The organism is Diaphorobacter sp. JS3051, from assembly GCF_015832135.1.
Lineage (GTDB): Bacteria > Pseudomonadota > Gammaproteobacteria > Burkholderiales > Burkholderiaceae_C > Diaphorobacter > Diaphorobacter nitroreducens.
Genome location: NZ_CP065406.1, coordinates 1,044,739 through 1,061,467, shown reverse-complemented (window position 1 = coordinate 1,061,467; position 16,729 = coordinate 1,044,739). Strand labels below are relative to the sequence as shown.

Here is a 16,729-nt window from a genome sequence, read left to right as displayed (position 1 = left end):
GCATGCCTTGCGGCGCTCTGGGCGCGGCGGCCTGGCTCAGGTCGTGGTGGCGGTGACGAAGGCCGGCAGCGCGGGGGAGCCGGCGGAGAGGGTCAGCACGTCGTAGCCGGTCTCGGTCACGAGCACGGTGTGTTCCCACTGCGCCGACAGGCTGTGGTCTTTGGTGATGATGGTCCAGCCGTCCTTGCCCAGCTCCTTGATGTCGCGCTTGCCCAGGTTGAGCATGGGCTCGATGGTGAACGTCATGCCGGGCACCAGCTCCTCGCCCGTGCCGGGGCGGCCATAGTGCAGCACCTGCGGGTCCTCGTGGAATTTCTGGCCGATGCCGTGGCCGCAAAACTCGCGCACCACCGACAGGCCGTGGCCCTCGGCGAACTTCTGGATGGCGTGGCCGATGTCGCCCAGGCGCGCGCCCGGCTTGACCTGCTGGATGCCCAGCCACATGGATTCGAACGTGAGCTGCGATAGCCGCTTGGCGGCAATGGAGCATTCGCCGATGAGGTACATGCGGCTGTTGTCGCCATACCAACCGTCCTTGGTGATCACGGTGACGTCCACATTGACGATGTCGCCCTTCTTGAGCGGCTTGTCGTTGGGAATGCCGTGGCAGACCACATGGTTGACCGAAGTGCACAGGTGGCCGGGGTAGGGCGGGTAGCCCGGAGGCTGGTAGCCGATGGTGGCGGACACGGTGCCCTGGGCGGCCATGCATTCCGCGCCCAGGCGGTCGATCTCTGCGGTGGTGATGCCGGGCTTGATGTGTGGGGCAATGTAGTCCAGCACTTCGGACGCCAGGCGGCAGGCCTCGCGCATGCCGGCGATGCCCTGCGCGTCTTTGATGGTGATGCTCATGGCGCAAATTATCCCATCGGCCTTTGCCCCCTGTGGGCGCGGGGCGGGCAAGGGCGGTGCCGCGGGCTAAAATAGCGGGCTCCCACCAACACGCGCTGCCGGCGCGGCGGCCCCATTCAGCGGCTGCCTCAACCAGCGGGCGAAACGCCTCTTTCTGCCACCACACAGGCCGCTACCGTGACCTTGCACATCACCCCGCTGGAGGGCGGCAATGCCCTCAGCACCTTCCGCGCCCAGCAACTGCAACCCGCCCTGGCGGCCATTCATCCCAAGATCGACGGCATTGCGGCGCGCTTCGTGCACCTGGTGGCCGGCGACGCCGCACCCGATGCCGCCGCGCGCGAGCGCCTGGCCGCGCTGCTGACCTACGGCGACCCATACGCCGGCCCGCGGGACGGCATGGTGCTGTATGTCACTCCGCGCCTGGGCACGGTGTCGCCCTGGGCGTCCAAGGCCACGGACATCGCCCACAACTGCGGCCTGGCGGTGCGCCGCATCGAGCGCATCACCGAATACCGCATCAGCCTCAAGGGGGGGCTGCTGGGTGGCAAGCCCGAGTTGAGCACCGAGCAGCTGCAGCAGGTTGCGGCGCTCTTGCACGACCGCATGACGGAATCGGTGGTCACCACGCTGGACGAGGCGCAGCGCCTGTTCACCGAGCTGCAGGCCGAGCCCATGGCCTTCGTGGATGTGCTGCAGGGCGGGCGTGCGGCGCTGGAGGCTGCGAACAAGGCCTGGGGCCTGGCCCTGGCCGACGACGAGATCGACTATCTGGTCAATGCCTTCACAGGCCTGGCGCGCAACCCCACCGACGTGGAGTTGATGATGTTCGCCCAGGCCAACAGCGAGCACTGCCGCCACAAGATCTTCAACGCGCAGTTCACCATCGACGGCGTGGCGCAGGACAAGAGCCTGTTCGGCATGATCCGCAACACCGAAGCCGTGTCGCCCCAGCATACCGTGGTGGCCTATGCCGACAACGCCTCCATCATGGAAGGCAGTGAGGTCGAGCAATTCATCGCCAAATTCGAGTCTTTCGCCCAACAGGTAAGCGCTCCAAGCTATCAAAAGCGTAGTGCAACCCACCATGTGCTGATGAAGGTGGAAACGCACAACCACCCCACGGCCATCTCGCCGTTCCCCGGTGCCGCCACCGGTGCGGGGGGCGAGATCCGCGACGAGGGCGCTACCGGCCGCGGCTCCAAGCCCAAGGCGGGCCTCACGGGCTTCACCGTGTCCAAGCTCTGGGGCAGCGAGGTGGGCAAGCCCGAGCACATCGCCAGCCCCCTGCAGATCATGACCGAGGGGCCGCTGGGCGGCGCCGCGTTCAACAACGAGTTCGGCCGGCCCAACCTGACGGGCTACTTCCGCGAATACGAGCAGGTGGTCGGAACGGGCGAGGGCGCCATCATCCGCGGCTACCACAAGCCCATCATGATCGCGGGCGGCCTGGGCACGATCGACGCGCGGCTCACCCAAAAAATCCTGTTCCCCGCCGGCACGCTGCTGATCCAACTGGGCGGCCCCGGCATGCGCATCGGCATGGGCGGCGGCGCCGCCAGCTCCATGGCCACGGGCACCAACGCGGCGGAGCTGGACTTCGACTCCGTGCAGCGCGGCAACCCCGAGATCGAGCGCCGCGCGCAGGAGGTCATCAACCACTGCTGGGCGCAGGGGGCGGACAACCCCATCCTGGCCATCCATGACGTGGGCGCGGGCGGCCTGTCGAACGCCTTCCCCGAGCTGACGAATGACGCGGGCCGCGGCGCGCGCTTCGACCTGCGCGCCGTGCCGCTGGAGGAGTCCGGCCTGGCGCCCAAGGAAATCTGGTCCAACGAGAGCCAGGAGCGCTATGTGCTGGCCATCGCGCCCGAGTCGCTGGCGCAGTTCACGGCCTTCTGCGAGCGCGAGCGCTGCCCGTTTGCCGTCATCGGCACGGCCACCGAGGAGCGCCAACTGGTGCTGGAAGACACGGCGGTCACGTCCGGCGACCAGAAATATCCTGTGGACATGCCCATGGACGTGCTGCTGGGCAAGCCGCCCAAGATGCACCGCGACGTGACCAGCGTGCAGCGCAGCTTCGCGCCGCTGAACGTGGACGGCCTGCCGCTGGAGAAGGCCGTGATCGAGGTGCTGGCCCACCCCACGGTGGCCTCCAAGCGCTTTCTCATCACCATCGGCGACCGCGCCGTGGGCGGCCTGACCCACCGCGACCAGATGGTGGGCCCCTGGCAGGTGCCCGTGGCCGACGCGGCCGTGACGCTGGCCGACTTCCGTGGCTTTGCCGGCGAGGCCATGGCCATGGGCGAACGCACGCCGCTGGCGGCGCTCAATGCGCCTGCGTCGGGCCGCATGGCGGTGGCGGAGAGCATCACCAACCTGTTGGCGGCACCCATCGAACTGCCGCGCGTAAAGCTGTCGGCCAACTGGATGGCGGCCTGCGGCGAGCCCGGAGAAGACGCCGCGCTGTACGAGACCGTGAAGGCCGTGGGCATGGAGCTGTGCCCGCAGCTGGGCATCTCCATCCCCGTGGGCAAGGACAGCCTGTCCATGCGCACCCAGTGGAGCGAGGGCGGCGAGACCAAGAAGGTCACCTCGCCCGTCAGCCTCATCATCACCGCGTTCGCCACGCTGGCCGACGTGCGCGGCACGCTCACGCCGCAGCTCGACGCCAAGGAAGAGGACACGACCCTCGTGCTGATCGACCTGGGCCGCGGCAAGATGCGCATGGGCGGCTCCATCCTCGGGCAGGTGCTGAACCAGACCGGCGACGAGACGCCCGACCTGGACGACGCCAAGGACCTGATCGCCCTGGTGGACGCCGTGAACGCGCTGCGCGCTAAAGGTGCGATCCTGGCCTACCACGACCGGGGCGACGGCGGCCTGCTGGCTACCGTGGCCGAGATGGCCTTTGCCGGTCAGGTGGGCGTGGCGCTGAACGTGGACATGCTCATTACCGAGGGCGACGGCATCACCGACGGCCGCATGGACAGCGGCGAGGGCAAGAACTGGGGCGCCCAGATCAGCGGCCGGCGCGAGGAGCGCACGCTGCGCGCGCTGTTCAACGAGGAACTGGGCGTGGTGCTGCAGGTGAGGACCAGCGAGCGCAACGAGGTCATGCAGACGCTGCGCGCGCACGGCCTGTCCACCTGCAGCCACTTCGTGGGCAAGACGCGCCCGCTGTCCTCGCCCATCGATGCGGGCAAGGGCGAGTTGCAGGTGTGGCGCGATGCCAAGGCCGTGTTCAGCGCCAGCCTGCCGGACCTGCACCAGGTATGGGACGCGGTGAGCTGGAAGATCTGCCAGCAGCGTGACAATCCCGCCTGCGCTGACAGCGAGCACGCCGCGGCCGGCGATCCCGCAGACCCCGGCATGCACGTGCAGCTCACGTTCGACCCATTGGACAACGTGGCCGCGCCGTACATCGCCACTGGCGCGCGCCCGCGTGTGGCGGTGCTGCGCGAGCAGGGCGTGAACTCGCACGTGGAAATGGCCTACACCTTCACCGAGGCGGGCTTCGAGGCGTTCGACGTACACATGACCGACCTGCAGACCGGCCGTGCCGACTTGGCGCAGTTTGCTGGCGTGGTGGCCTGCGGCGGCTTCAGCTACGGCGACACGCTGGGCGCGGGCATCGGCTGGGCGCGCTCCATCACGTTCAACGAGCGCCTGTCGGCCCAGTTCCAGCAGTTCTTCGCGCGTGGCGATACCTTCGCCCTGGGCGTGTGCAACGGCTGCCAGATGTTTGCCGAACTGGCTGACATCATCCCTGGCGCGCAGGACTGGCCGCGCTTCACCACCAACCAGAGCCACCGCTTCGAGGCGCGCCTGTCGATGGTCGAAGTGCTGGAATCGCCCAGCATCTTCCTCCAGGGCATGGCCGGCAGCCGCCTGCCGATCGCCGTCGCGCACGGCGAGGGTTATGCCAACTTCCAGTACCGTGGCAATGCCGACAAGGTGGTGCGTGCCATGCGCTTCGTGGACAACCATGGCCAGCCGACCGAGCGCTACCCGTTCAACCCCAATGGCAGCGCCGGCGGGCTCACGGCCGTGACCACGGCGGATGGCCGCTTCACGGCCATGATGCCGCACCCCGAGCGTGTGTTCCGCAACATCCAGATGAGCTGGACCGATCTGGCCGCCACGGGGGGCAAGGACGCGTTCAGCCCCTGGATGCGCGTGTGGCGCAACGCGCGCAAGTGGGTGGGGTGATCGGCGCCGCGGCGCGCGGCTAGCAGCCGCCGCGCACCTGGCACTCCGGCACGATGCGCCCTTGCGCATCGCGCCACTGCATCGGCGGACTGTCGGAAGACGGCGCCGCCGGCGCGGGTGGCTGCGGCGGCCGGTACGGATCGTGCAGCACGGTGGATGAGCCCACGCCGGCTCCGACGTGTGCGCCGCCCATGGGAACCGAGGCACCCACGCCCACGCCGCCAGTCACCTGGCCGCTTGGGTGCACTCCCACTCCGACGCCCACCGGCCCCACGCCGGTGCCCACCCCGGCTGATACGCCGCCCGAACCCACGCCGACGCCCACGCTGAACGGCCCCACCGGCACGCCCACGCCCAGGCGCGCCGACGGGCCGGCGCAGGCGGACAGCACCAACGCGGCCAGCGCGGCGGCGGTGCGCACGGGGCGCGAGGACGCAGTGCGAGAGGGCATGCCGCCATGGTACGCCTGCCCACCGTATTGCAAAATCAATAGCTGTCAGCGCTTGTCCCACATGCGTTAGGGGTGTTTTCATTCAGAATGGCGGCTTCTTGAAAGGAACTCACCCATGGCCGGCGCCAGCCTTCTGACCCTGCTTGACGACATCGCCACCATCCTGGACGACGTGGCCCTCATGACCAAGGTGGCCGCCAAGAAAAGCGCCGCCATGGCCGACGACGTGTCCGTCATGACCAAGGTGGCGGCGCAAAAGACCGCAGGGGTGCTGGGCGACGACCTGGCGCTCAATGCCCAGCAGGTCACCGGCGTGCGTGCAGAGCGCGAGATCCCCGTCGTGTGGGGCGTCGCCCGCGGATCCCTGGTGAACAAGGCCATCCTCGTGCCGGCGGCGCTACTCATCAGCGCGTTTGCGCCGTGGGCCGTGACGCCGCTGCTCATGGTGGGCGGGGCCTTCCTGTGCTTCGAAGGCTGCGAAAAGCTCGCGCACAAGCTTTTGCACACGCCCGAGGAAGACGCCGTGCAACACGCGATCCATGCGCAGGCCAACGCCAATCCCAACGTGGACCTGGCGCGGGTGGAGAAGGACAAGATCAAGGCGGCCGTGCGCACCGACTTCATCCTCTCTGCCGAAATCATCGCCATCACCCTGGGCGCCGTCGCGGGCGCGCCTTTTGCGCAGCAAGTGGCGGTACTGGCGGGCATCGCCGTCCTGATGACGGTGGGGGTCTATGGCCTCGTGGCGGGCATCGTGAAGCTGGACGACCTGGGCCTGTGGCTCAGCCGCCAGGCCAGCAACGCGGCACAGGCCCTGGGCCGCGGCATCGTCGCGGCCGCACCCTGGCTCATGAAGACGCTGTCGGTGGTCGGCACAGCAGCCATGTTCCTCGTCGGCGGGGGCATCCTGGTGCATGGCGTGCCGGCGCTGCACCATGCCGTCGAGGGCGTGGGCGCGGCGGTGCAGGGTTGGCCGCTGGGCGGACTGTGGTCGGTGCTGGTGACCAACCTGCTCAATGCCGTGGTGGGCTTGGTGGCGGGCGCCGTGGTGCTGGCGGGGTGGACGCTGGTGGGACGGCTGCGCGGCAAGGCGGCTGCCAATGGCACGCATTGAATGAGGCCATATGCCGCCGTTTGTGACGGAATAGACACATACGAATAGACACACAGATTCTGGGTTTGATCTGCAGCAATATTGACCATATTACTCGTGGGCTTAATACGTGCACGGGGGTCGTCCCCGGTCAACCCAACGTATCGAGTCAACATGAAAAAGAATCTTCTGGCCCTGGCCGTTCTGTGTGCGATGACCTCCGGCGCTGCCTTCGCGCAGCAGGTTGCGGAAGGTTCCTGGCTGGTGCGTGCACGCGCGGTGCATCTGGACAGCGCCAACAACGGTGCCGCCGGCGACGCGGGCGTGAGCATCAACGACAAGTGGATTCCTGAAGTCGACGTCTCGTACTTCTTCACGCCCAACCTCGCTGCCGAACTGGTCCTGACCTACCCGCAAAAGCACGACGTGCGCCTGAACGGCGACAAGATCGGCTCGCTCAAGCACCTGCCGCCCTCGCTGCTGCTGCAGTACCACTTCACGAACTTCGGCGCGTTCAAGCCGTACGTGGGCGCTGGTGTCAACTACACGCGCTTTTCCAGCGTGAAGCTGCCCGCGGGCCTGGACGTGAAGCGCAACAGCTGGGGCGGTGCCCTGCAAGTGGGCTTCGACTATGCGCTGGACAAGAACTGGTCCCTGAACGTGGACGTGAAGAAGGTGTACATCGACACCGACGTGCGCGGCGTGGGCACTTTCAAGGTCGACCCGGTGCTGTTCGGCGTGGGCGTGGGCTACCGCTTCTAAGCACGCAAGTTCCGTTCTTCATGGTGGGGTGGGCCGGCGCATGCGCCGGCCCTTTTTTTATCCTCGGCGGACGGTAAATCGATGCTCTCATTGAAGGAGCTATTTGCGCTTGATGGGCAAGCGCTTCCGCCCGATTTGACCCTTTATTGGCAGGGCGGCGAAAAAGCCAACCACAGCGGGCAATCCGGCACAAGAGGTGCACTGTGGATTGCCCTGCAGATCGCGCGTGCGTCCTACCTGAAGAGGTGTCGTTGGATTGCGCGGGCGATTTGGCCCCTGGCCTACGCTGCAGCGCTATGTCTGCAGTTTCTCCCCTTGCTCGGCTTGACGGCGTCCTTCACCACCTCGGCCTGGCACCGCCGCAGCCGCCCGCGGATGTGGCCTCGGCCGCCGAACGCGGCGAGATCCTGGCCGGCCTGTTGCAGCCGCAGGCGGCGCTCTCACCCAAGTATTTCTACGACCAGCGGGGCTCGGAACTCTTCGAGGCCATCACCCGCCTGCCCGAGTACTACCCCACGCGTACCGAGCGTGCCTTGTTGCGGCGCCACGGGCACGCCATTGCCCAGGCCATAGGCCCGGCGCGTGTGGTGATCGAGCCCGGGGCGGGCAATTGCGACAAGGCGCGCGAACTCTGCGCGCTGGTGCGGGCCACGCACTTCGTGGGCGTGGACATCTCCGCCGACTACCTGCGGGATGCGATCGCGCGCCTGCGCGTGGCACTGCCGGGCCTGCATGCCCGCGCCGTGGGCGCGGACATCACCCGGGGTGTGCACCTGCCGCCGGACGTCCCCGGCGCGCGCCGCCTTGTCTTCTACCCCGGCTCGTCCATCGGCAACTTCGACCCGCCCCAGGCGCTGGCCCTGCTGCGGCACATGCGCGAACTGGCGCTGGACGATGGCGGCCTGCTGATCGGGTTCGACCTGCCCAAGGACGTGGCCGTGCTGGAGGCCGCGTACGACGACGCCGCCGGCGTGACCGCGGCCTTCAACCGCAACGCGCTGGCCCACGTAAACCGCCTGGTCGGCAGCGACTTCGTGCCCGCGCAGTGGCGCCACCGTGCCTTCTTCAACCCCCATGCCTCGCGCATCGAAATGCACCTGGAGGCCGCGGGGCCGCAGCGCGTGCGCTGGCCGGGCGGCGGGCGCGACTTTGCGGCGGGCGAGCGCATCCATACCGAGAACAGCTACAAGTACCCGCTGCCGGATTTCACCGCGTTGCTGCACGAGGCAGGTTTCACGCGCACGCAGGCCTGGACGGACGATCGCGGCTGGTTCGCCATGGTGCATGCCCAGGCGTGATGCCGCCAGGGGATACCACATGCGCTTGCCACCCTCGACTCTCACGCTGCCGTCGTCGCCGCAGCAGTCGCAACCCTCGATGGCGCGGCGCTACGCCGCGGTGCGCGCGGCCACCGAGGCGCTGGCGCGGCCCCTCTCGGCCGAGGACTGCTGCGCCCAGTCCATGCCCGACGCCAGCCCCGTCAAATGGCACCTGGCGCACACGAGCTGGTTCTTCGAGACCTTCGTCCTGGAGGCGCACGAGAGCGGCTTCCGAGCGTTCGATCCGGCGTTCCGCGTGCTGTTCAACTCGTACTACCACGGCGTGGGGCGGCAGCACCCGCGCCCGCAGCGTGGGTTGATCACGCGGCCCGACCTGGCCACCGTGCGGGCCTACCGCGCCGACGTGGATGCGCGCATGCAGCAGCTCCTGTCGCAGCCCGATGTGCCGGGTGACGTGCTGGCGCTGGTGGAACTGGGCCTGCAGCATGAGCAGCAGCACCAGGAGCTGATCCTCACCGACGTCAAGCACCTGCTCTGGTGCAACCCGCTGTGGCCGGCCTACCAGGGCACAGCCGCGGCCGTGGTGGCGGACGCCATGGCGGCACAAGACACCGCGTGGCGGCGCCTGGAAGGCGGCCTGGCGCAGATCGGCCACGATGGCGAGGGCTTCGCCTTCGACAACGAGACGCCGCGCCACACCGTCTTCCTGCAACCCTTCGAGATCGCCAACCGACCGGTGACCAACGCGCAGTACCTGGCTTTCGTGCAGGCCGGCGGCTACCGCGAGCCGGCCCACTGGTTGGCCGAGGGCTGGGACTGGCGGCGTGCGCAAGGGCTGGAGCACCCCATCTACTGGCGCGGTGATGGGGAGTGCGGCCAAGGCGGCGGGCCGGGCGGCTGGAGCGAATTCACGCTGACGGGCGAGCGCCGGCTGCATGCTGCGCAACCGGTGGTGCACCTGTCCTACTACGAGGCCGATGCCTTTGCCCGCTGGGCCGGCGCGCGCCTGCCCACGGAAGCCGAATGGGAGGTGGCCGCGGCGGCCTGTGCCGGGCCCGCGGGCTGCGTGGACCATCCCGCTGATGCCGATGTCTTGGACGACGGCGGCCGGCTGCATCCCCGCCCCGCGGCGCCGGCGGTCGGCGCCGATCCCTTCCAGCCGATGGGCGGCGAGGTCTGGGAATGGACGCAGTCGAGCTACGCCCCGTACCCCGGCTTCGCGCCCGCGCCCGGCGCCGTGGGCGAGTACAACGGCAAGTTCATGGTGAACCAGTACGTGCTGCGCGGCGGCTCCTGCGCCACGCCGCCCGGCCATGTGCGTGCCAGCTACCGCAACTTCTTTCCCGCCACGGCGCGCTGGCAGTTCACGGGCCTGCGGCTGGCACGCGATGCCCGCTGAGCAGTGGGTATGCTCCTGAATCAGGAGCTATTAGCGCTTGCCAGGAAAGCGCTAGAGCCGAAAATCGCTTAAACCGCGTCCAGCGCCTGGTGCAGGTCGGCCAGCAGGTCGTCGATATGCTCGATGCCGATGGACAGGCGCACCATGCCCTCGGTCACGCCCGCCTGGGCCAGTTCTTCGGGATTGAGCTGGCGGTGCGTGGTGGAGGCCGGGTGCGTGGCCAGCGACTTGGCGTCGCCGATGTTCACCAGGCGTGTGAACAGCTGCAGCGCGTCCAGGAAGCGCGCACCGGCGGCGCGTGGGTCGCCGCTGGCCTTCAGGCTGAACGACAGGATGCCCGAGGCGCGGCCCTTCATCTGGCGCTGCACCAGGGCATGGTCCGGGTGGTCCGGCAGGCCCGCGTAGCGCACCCACTCCACCTTGGGGTGGCCCTGCAGCGCCTCGGCGATCTTCTGCGTGTTCTCGCAGATGCGGTCCATGCGCAGCGCCAGCGTCTCGATGCCCTGCAGGATCAGAAAGGCGTTGTGCGGCGAGATGGCAGCGCCCGTGTTGCGCAGCGGCACCACGCGTACGCGGCCGATATAGGCGGCCGGGCCCAGGGCCTCGGTGTAGACCACGCCGTGGTAGCTCACGTCGGGCTCGTTCAGGCGCTTGAAGCGTGCCTTGTGCTCAGCCCAGGGGAACTTGCCGCTGTCCACGATGGTGCCACCCATGCTGTTGCCGTGGCCGGCCAGGTATTTGGTCAGGGCGTGCACCACGATGTCGGCGCCGTGCTCGATGGGGCGCAGCAGGTAGGGGCTGGGCACGGTGTTGTCCACGATCAGCGGCACGCCATGGGCGTGGGCCACGTCGGCGAGGGCGCGGATGTCGGTCACGTTGCCCAGCGGGTTGCCGATGGATTCGACAAAGATGGCCTTGGTGCGCGCGTCGATCAGCTGGCCGAAGCTGGCGGGATCGCGTGCGTCGGCAAAACGCACCTCGATGCCCTGCTGGGGAAAGGTGTGGGCAAACAGGTTGTAGGTGCCGCCATAGAGCGTGCTGGCGCTGACGATGTTGTCGCCCGCCTCGGCGATGGCCTGGATGGCGTAGGTGATGGCCGCCATGCCCGAGGCCACGGCCACGGCGGCAATGCCGCCCTCCAGCGCCGCGACGCGCTTTTCCAGCACGTCGGTGGTGGGGTTCATGATGCGCGTGTAGATGTTGCCGGGCACCTTCAGGTCGAACAGGTCCGCGCCGTGCTGGGCGCTGTCGAAGGCGTAGGCCACCGTCTGGTAGATGGGCACGGCCACGGACTTGGTGGTGGGGTCGGGCGAATAGCCGGCGTGGACGGCCAATGTCTCGATGCGCATGTGCTTCCTTTGCGGGTGAAGGGGAGGGCGGGGCCCGGCGTCCTGGGGCGCTTCCTAGCAGGCCGTTGAAAAAGTGCTTTTCGAACGCATCAGGGACGCTGAGTGCGAAGACACGAGCTGCCCAGACGCGTCTGCGCAGCGATTGCAACGGCCCATCTGGCCGGTTTGCAGGCCCTCCCGCCCATTTCGGGCGCACGTATCCCTGGGCTCACGCATGATGCGCGTCCCACCAGCCGCCGATGCTGCCCATTCGCACAAGGTTGTAGGTGGCAAAGCACAGCAGCGCCTGGCCCGTGAGCTTGGCCTGACCGATCAGCTTGGTCTTTGCCAGACCACCGACGGTCTTGATCCAGCCAAAGGCCTCTTCGATGCGCTTGCGCACCTTCAGGCTGGTCTTGTAGCCCTCGTGCCGTGTCACTCGCGCATCCACCGCCGAGTGTTTGTCCTTGGCCGCCACGTGGGGCGTGACTTTGAGCTTTCTGCAGCCTTTGATGAAGGCCTTGCTGTCGTAGCCCTTGTCGGCACCGACCGTGGCCCGTTTGTTCCTGTTGCCCCGACGCTCCAACATGGCCAGCGCCGCCTCGCGCTCGGCCGTGCCGCTGGCGTGGGTGATCTCGACATCCACGATCAGCCCGTTGCGGTTCTCCATGAGGATGTGCCCCATGTGGCACAGGCGGGATTTGTCGCCCTGGCTCTTCTTGAACAGCCGGGCATCGGCGTCCGTGGTGCTCTCGTGGGTGTCGTTGCAGCGCTCCTGCCCCTTGAAGTCCACCTCGGGGTTGCGCCCAGGCGGCGTGCCGCTGTCGTCGTCTTTGCGCTTGAAGCTCTTGTGCGAGGCCCAGGCGTCAATGAGCGTGCCGTCCACGCTGAAGTGCTCGTCGCTGGCGAGCTTGCCCCACTGGGCACTGAGCTTGACGCGCTCGAAGAAGGCGCGGGCGAGGTCTTCGTTGAACAGACGTTCGCGGTTGGCGCTGAAAGTGGAGTGGTCCCAGACCTTGTCTTCGATGTTCAGGCCCACGAACCAGCGGTACAGCAGGTTGTAGTTGATCGCTTCGACCAACTGGCGCTCGCTGCGGATGGAGAACAGGATCTGCAGCAGCAAGGCCTTGAGCAGCATCTCCGGTGGCACCGATGGGCGGCCACGGCGGGCGTACACCGCTTCGAACTCGCGGTTCATGGTTGCCAGCAGCGCATCAACCACCGCGCGCAACTTGCGCAGCGGGTGTGCCTGCGGCACGCGCTCTTCAAGGCTGATGTAGCTGAACATCGCCCCCTGGAAATCTTGACTGCCTCTCATCGTCCTCGTCTGGGTCGTTCACCGATGGCTTCAGATCGTAGCGGCCAACGCGGGCGTCGGCGGGGGATTTTTCAACGGCCTGTTAGGGCCCGGTGGACGCCACGGCCCATGCGGGGCCGTCTTCCACGCGCGTTTTAGGTGGCGGGTGTGAGTTGCGCCAAGCGTGGAGGCTTCTTTTCCTCTACCAGCGTTTCGATCTTCACGATGGCGAGCGACAGGTTGTCGCCGCCCCCGCGTGCGCGCGAGCGCGCCTTGTCGATGAGGAACTCGGTGGCCTCGCGCGGCGTCAGCGAATCCAGGACCGACGCCAGTTCCGCAGGTGAGAAGTAGTGCCACACGCCGTCGCTGCAGGCCAGCAGCACGTCGCCCGGCTGCATCTGCGGAATCAGGTGGGTGGTGATGGGAGGGTCGCTCTCGGTGCCCAGACAGCCGACGAGGATGTTGGAGTGGGGGTGGGTGTTGGCCTCGGCTTCCGTGATCTCGCCACGGTCCACGAGCGCCTGCACATACGAGTGGTCGCTGGTGCGGAACACCAGCCGCCCCCCCTGGAAGTGGTAGATGCGCGAGTCCCCTGCGTGGGCCCAGTGGCAATCGCCGCGTGGGTTGATCACGAATGCCGCGATGGTGCTGTGTGGCTCCTGTTCCGCGGAAATCGCGGTGAGGCGGATCACGATGTGCGCCTCCTCCACGATGTGCTTGAGCAGGGCGGCGGCGTCGTCCGTTTCTGGCGAATAGCGTTCAAACAACTGGCGCGCGGTGAGCATCACCTGGTCGGACGCCTTGCGTCCTCCGCTGCGCCCACCCATGCCATCGGCCACCACGCCCAGTACGCATCCATTGAAACGCGGGTGCGACAGCAGGGCGACCTGGTCTTGCTGGTACTCGCGGTCACCCTTGTGGATGCCGGTCGACGCAATGAGGCGGAACGCTTTGGTCATGGGATTGGAGCGGAGGACGAAAGGCCGCCTCGCAGTCGCGAAAGCGGGGGAGCCGCCTATTATGATCAACTCCCGGGCCTTGTCATCGCTGGTGCGTCTGCTTGTGTTTTTAGAGCATCACGGCCGGTGCAAGGCCATTCCTTTCTGACACTTCTTTTGGCCTGCGGCGCATGTCCTTGAGCGATCTCGTCCTCCCGGTGTTTGCGCCTGACGGACCCCTGGCGCGTGTGCGGCCTGATCTGCGTTCCCGCCCGGGGCAGGCGGCCATGGCCCTCGCTGTGGCGCAGGCCATCAACGCCCGGGAGTCACTGGTGGTGGAAGCGGGAACGGGGATTGGCAAGACCTTTGCCTATCTGGTTCCCGCACTGCTGAGCGGCGAGCGTGTGCTCATTTCCACGGCCACCAAGACGCTGCAGGACCAACTGTTGACGCGCGACCTGCCGCTGCTGCAGCAGGCGCTGGCGCTCCCGCTACGCGTAGCGGCCCTCAAAGGCCGGGCCAATTACCTTTGCCTTTACCGACTGGAGCAGGCGCGTCGCAACGGGGAGGGACATGACGAAGCAGTCGCCCACGATCTGGCGTGTGTTGAGCGATGGGCCCAGTCCACGCGCAGCGGAGACCTGGCGGAGGTCCCCGGTCTGGATGAATACTCAGCCGCCTGGAGGCAGGTCACTTCGACGGTGGACAACTGCCTGGGTTCCGGATGCCCGCGGTTGCGCCAATGCCATGTCTACCGCGCACGGCACGACGCGCAGGCGGCGGATGTGCTCATCATCAACCACCACCTGTTCTTTGCGGACCTCGGTGCGCAGGGGGCGGGGGCCGCGCAACTGCTACCGGACACCGGGGTCGTGGTGTTCGATGAAGCCCACCGGTTGGCCGAGACCGCGGCCCATTTCCTGGGCACGCATGTCAGCACCAGCCAGTTGCTGCAACTTGGGCAGGATGTGGTGGCGGCTGGGGCGCGGCATGCGCGCGGCGCTGCGGATTGGCAGGGGTTGCTCCAGCACCTGCGCCAGTGCGCGCACGCGCTGCGCCTGGCGGTCGCTCCGGGCGAAGATGCCGATGCAGCCGGCTCCCGCATCGCCTGGACGGGCGTCACACCCGAGGCCTTGGATCCGTCAGCCTGGGACGGTGCGCTGGAGGGAGTAGTGGCGGCACTCCGCGCGGTGCTGGCCGCACTGGACGGCGTGGCGCAGCACGCTCCCGATCTGGCCCACCTGCACAGCCGGACGGTTGCGTTGCTGGAGCGTGTACTGCATTTCTGTTCCGACGCGGAAGCTGGCACGGTGCGCTGGGTTGAATCTGCAGGTGCGTTGCGCATGGTGGAAACGCCCCTGGATGTGGCCGGCGCCCTGCGCACGCTGTGGAAGGGAAAGCCCCCCACGCAGGGCGCCTGGGACGAGAGCGACGAACCGCCTGCCGCGTCCGCACCGCGTTCGTGGATCTATACCTCCGCCACGCTGGGCGATGGCAAGGACCTGCGCTGGTTTACCGATGCCTGTGGATTGGAGGGCGCTCGTACCCTGCAGGTGCCTAGCCCCTTCGACTACGCACGGCAGGCGGCGCTGTATGTGCCACCCGCACTCCCGCTGCCTTCCGACGCGGGGCACAGCGTTCAGCTTGCGCGCTGGGTGGGTGATGCCGTAGCACGGCTTGGCGGGCATACGCTGGTGTTGACCACCAGTCTGCGGGCGCTTGCGGTGATCGCGGATGAGCTATGCCGCCGGTTCGCGCCCGGCGGCGGCATCGAGGTGCTGGTGCAGGGACATGCCTCACGGTCGCGCATGGTGGAGCGCTTTCGTGCCCAGCTTGACGCGAGCGGCCGGCCGGCGGGCCATGTGCTCGTGGGGGCGGCGTCGTTCTGGGAGGGGATCGACGTGCCAGGCGAGGCCCTGCAGATGGTGGTGATCGACAAGCTGCCATTCCCCGCTCCGGGTGACCCGTGGGAGCAGGCGCAGGCACGGCGGCTGGCGGACCAGGGTGGCAACGTGTTCCGCAGACACGCCCTGCCATCGGCGGCAGTGGCGCTCAAGCAGGGGGCCGGCCGGCTGATCCGCAACGAGAACGACCACGGCATACTGGTCATCGCCGACACACGCCTGTTGCACAAGGGCTATGGCAAGCCTCTGCTGCGGGCATTGGCCCCCATGCGGAGGCTGCATACGCAGGAAGAGTTCGGCGCGGCGCTGGATGCCCTTACCAGAACTTCCACCAGGGGTTCGCCTTCGCCTTGAATCCCGTCTGCGGCAGGCTGCTCTGGGGATAGGACGCATCCATCACGCGGCGGGTGTCGTCACGCAGTTGCGTGAGCCCCAGCGCGTCGTACGACCGAACCAGGATGTACAGAGCCTCTTCCGTCGCCGGAACGTCCTTGTAGTCGGCAACCGCACTCTGCGCGCGGCTCACGGCGGCCACATACGCACCGCGCTCATAGTAGTAGCGCGCCACGTGTACTTCGTACTGCGCCAGCGAGTTGACGATGTAGGTCATGCGCTGGCGCGCGTCGGGCGTGTAGCGCGACTCGGGGAAGCGGGTCACCAGTTCGCGGAAGGACTCGAACGAGTCCTTGGCGGCCTTCTGGTCGCGCTCCGACAGATCCTGGCGCGAGAGCCACGAGAACAGGCCCAGGTTGTCGTTGAAATTCACCAAGCCTTTGAGGTACAGCGCATAGTCGTACGCGGGACTGGCGGGGTGCAGTTTCATGAAGCGGTCCAGCGTGGCAATAGCCTGCGCCTTCTCGCCGCCCTTGTATTGCGCGTAGGCCTTTTCCAACTGGGCCTGTTGTGCCAACGGCGTGCCGGCGGCGCGTCCTTCCAGCTTTTCCAGCAGCGGCACGGCTTTGTCGTAAGAGCCGCCATTGAGCTCGTCGCGTGCTTCCGAATAAATCTTGTCGGTGCTCCAGCCAGCGGTCTTGTCTTCAGGCGTGCTGGAGCAGGCAGCCAGCAGGCCGGCGGCGAGCAGGGCAGAAATCAAAGGCAGGGGAAAACGCGGCATGGCGGCAGCTCTTGGATTAAGGGTATGCGACGACGGCGGCACCTTCATGGAACTGCCGCATGGCGCCATTGTAAGGATGCTGCGCGCGGGGCCCTGAGC

12 protein-coding genes are annotated in these 16,729 nt (G+C 67.5%); 6 read left to right on the top strand and 6 right to left on the bottom strand.

Annotated features, from left to right (window positions below; all coding sequences use genetic code 11):
* Window positions 1-36 precede the first annotated feature (36 nt).
* The gene (map, locus tag I3K84_RS05020; RefSeq protein WP_011805500.1) at window positions 37-852 is read right to left on the bottom strand and encodes a type I methionyl aminopeptidase; all 816 of its coding nucleotides are present in this window, start codon (window positions 850-852) and stop codon (window positions 37-39) included.
* A 177-nt stretch (window positions 853-1,029) separates the two neighbouring features.
* On the opposite strand from map, the gene purL reads away from it, so the two are divergent.
* Window positions 1,030-5,064, top strand: coding sequence for a phosphoribosylformylglycinamidine synthase (purL, locus tag I3K84_RS05015; RefSeq protein WP_196995621.1), 4,035 nt, complete (start codon window positions 1,030-1,032; stop codon window positions 5,062-5,064).
* A gap of 19 nt (window positions 5,065-5,083) precedes the next feature.
* On the opposite strand, the gene I3K84_RS05010 is transcribed toward purL, so the two are convergent.
* Entirely contained in the window at window positions 5,084-5,515 is a 432-nt protein-coding gene (locus I3K84_RS05010; protein WP_196995620.1) for a hypothetical protein, read from the bottom strand.
* Window positions 5,516-5,630: 115 nt separating this feature from the next.
* On the opposite strand from I3K84_RS05010, the gene I3K84_RS05005 reads away from it, so the two are divergent.
* The 4 genes from I3K84_RS05005 to egtB all read left to right on the top strand — a co-directional run bounded on the left by I3K84_RS05005 (window position 5,631) and on the right by egtB (window position 10,049).
* A complete protein-coding gene (locus I3K84_RS05005; RefSeq protein WP_011805497.1) occupies window positions 5,631-6,629 on the top strand; it encodes a DUF808 domain-containing protein in 999 nt (332 codons plus the stop codon).
* A 153-nt stretch (window positions 6,630-6,782) separates the two neighbouring features.
* Window positions 6,783-7,370 (top strand): OmpW family protein, encoded by a 588-nt coding sequence (locus I3K84_RS05000; RefSeq protein WP_011805496.1) that lies wholly within the window; start codon window positions 6,783-6,785, stop codon window positions 7,368-7,370.
* A 296-nt stretch (window positions 7,371-7,666) separates the two neighbouring features.
* Entirely contained in the window at window positions 7,667-8,668 is a 1,002-nt protein-coding gene (egtD, locus tag I3K84_RS04995; protein WP_196995619.1) for an L-histidine N(alpha)-methyltransferase, read from the top strand.
* Between the two features lie 19 nt (window positions 8,669-8,687).
* Window positions 8,688-10,049: an ergothioneine biosynthesis protein EgtB gene (gene egtB / locus I3K84_RS04990; protein ID WP_196995618.1), complete on the top strand. Its 1,362-nt coding sequence runs from the start codon at window positions 8,688-8,690 to the stop codon at window positions 10,047-10,049.
* Between the two features lie 68 nt (window positions 10,050-10,117).
* On the opposite strand, the gene I3K84_RS04985 is transcribed toward egtB, so the two are convergent.
* The 3 genes from I3K84_RS04985 to I3K84_RS04975 all read right to left on the bottom strand — a co-directional run bounded on the left by I3K84_RS04985 (window position 10,118) and on the right by I3K84_RS04975 (window position 13,633).
* On the bottom strand, window positions 10,118-11,398 hold the full coding sequence (locus I3K84_RS04985) for an O-acetylhomoserine aminocarboxypropyltransferase/cysteine synthase family protein (RefSeq protein WP_011805493.1): 1,281 nt from the start codon (window positions 11,396-11,398) through the stop codon (window positions 10,118-10,120).
* 208 nt (window positions 11,399-11,606) lie between these two features.
* Window positions 11,607-12,695, bottom strand: coding sequence for an IS5-like element ISDisp1 family transposase (locus I3K84_RS04980; protein WP_011803559.1), 1,089 nt, complete (start codon window positions 12,693-12,695; stop codon window positions 11,607-11,609).
* A gap of 134 nt (window positions 12,696-12,829) precedes the next feature.
* The gene (locus tag I3K84_RS04975) at window positions 12,830-13,633 is read right to left on the bottom strand and encodes a PP2C family serine/threonine-protein phosphatase (RefSeq protein ID WP_011805090.1); all 804 of its coding nucleotides are present in this window, start codon (window positions 13,631-13,633) and stop codon (window positions 12,830-12,832) included.
* A gap of 170 nt (window positions 13,634-13,803) precedes the next feature.
* Here I3K84_RS04975 and I3K84_RS04970 point away from each other — a divergent pair, with 170 nt between their 5' ends.
* Window positions 13,804-15,870, top strand: coding sequence for an ATP-dependent DNA helicase (locus tag I3K84_RS04970; RefSeq protein ID WP_196995617.1), 2,067 nt, complete (start codon window positions 13,804-13,806; stop codon window positions 15,868-15,870).
* Here I3K84_RS04970 and I3K84_RS04965 read toward each other — a convergent pair.
* Complete coding sequence (locus tag I3K84_RS04965; RefSeq protein WP_015913419.1) at window positions 15,833-16,630, bottom strand: outer membrane protein assembly factor BamD; 798 nt, start codon at window positions 16,628-16,630, stop codon at window positions 15,833-15,835. The genes I3K84_RS04970 and I3K84_RS04965 overlap by 38 nt on opposite strands.
* Between the last annotated feature and the right edge of the window lie 99 nt (window positions 16,631-16,729).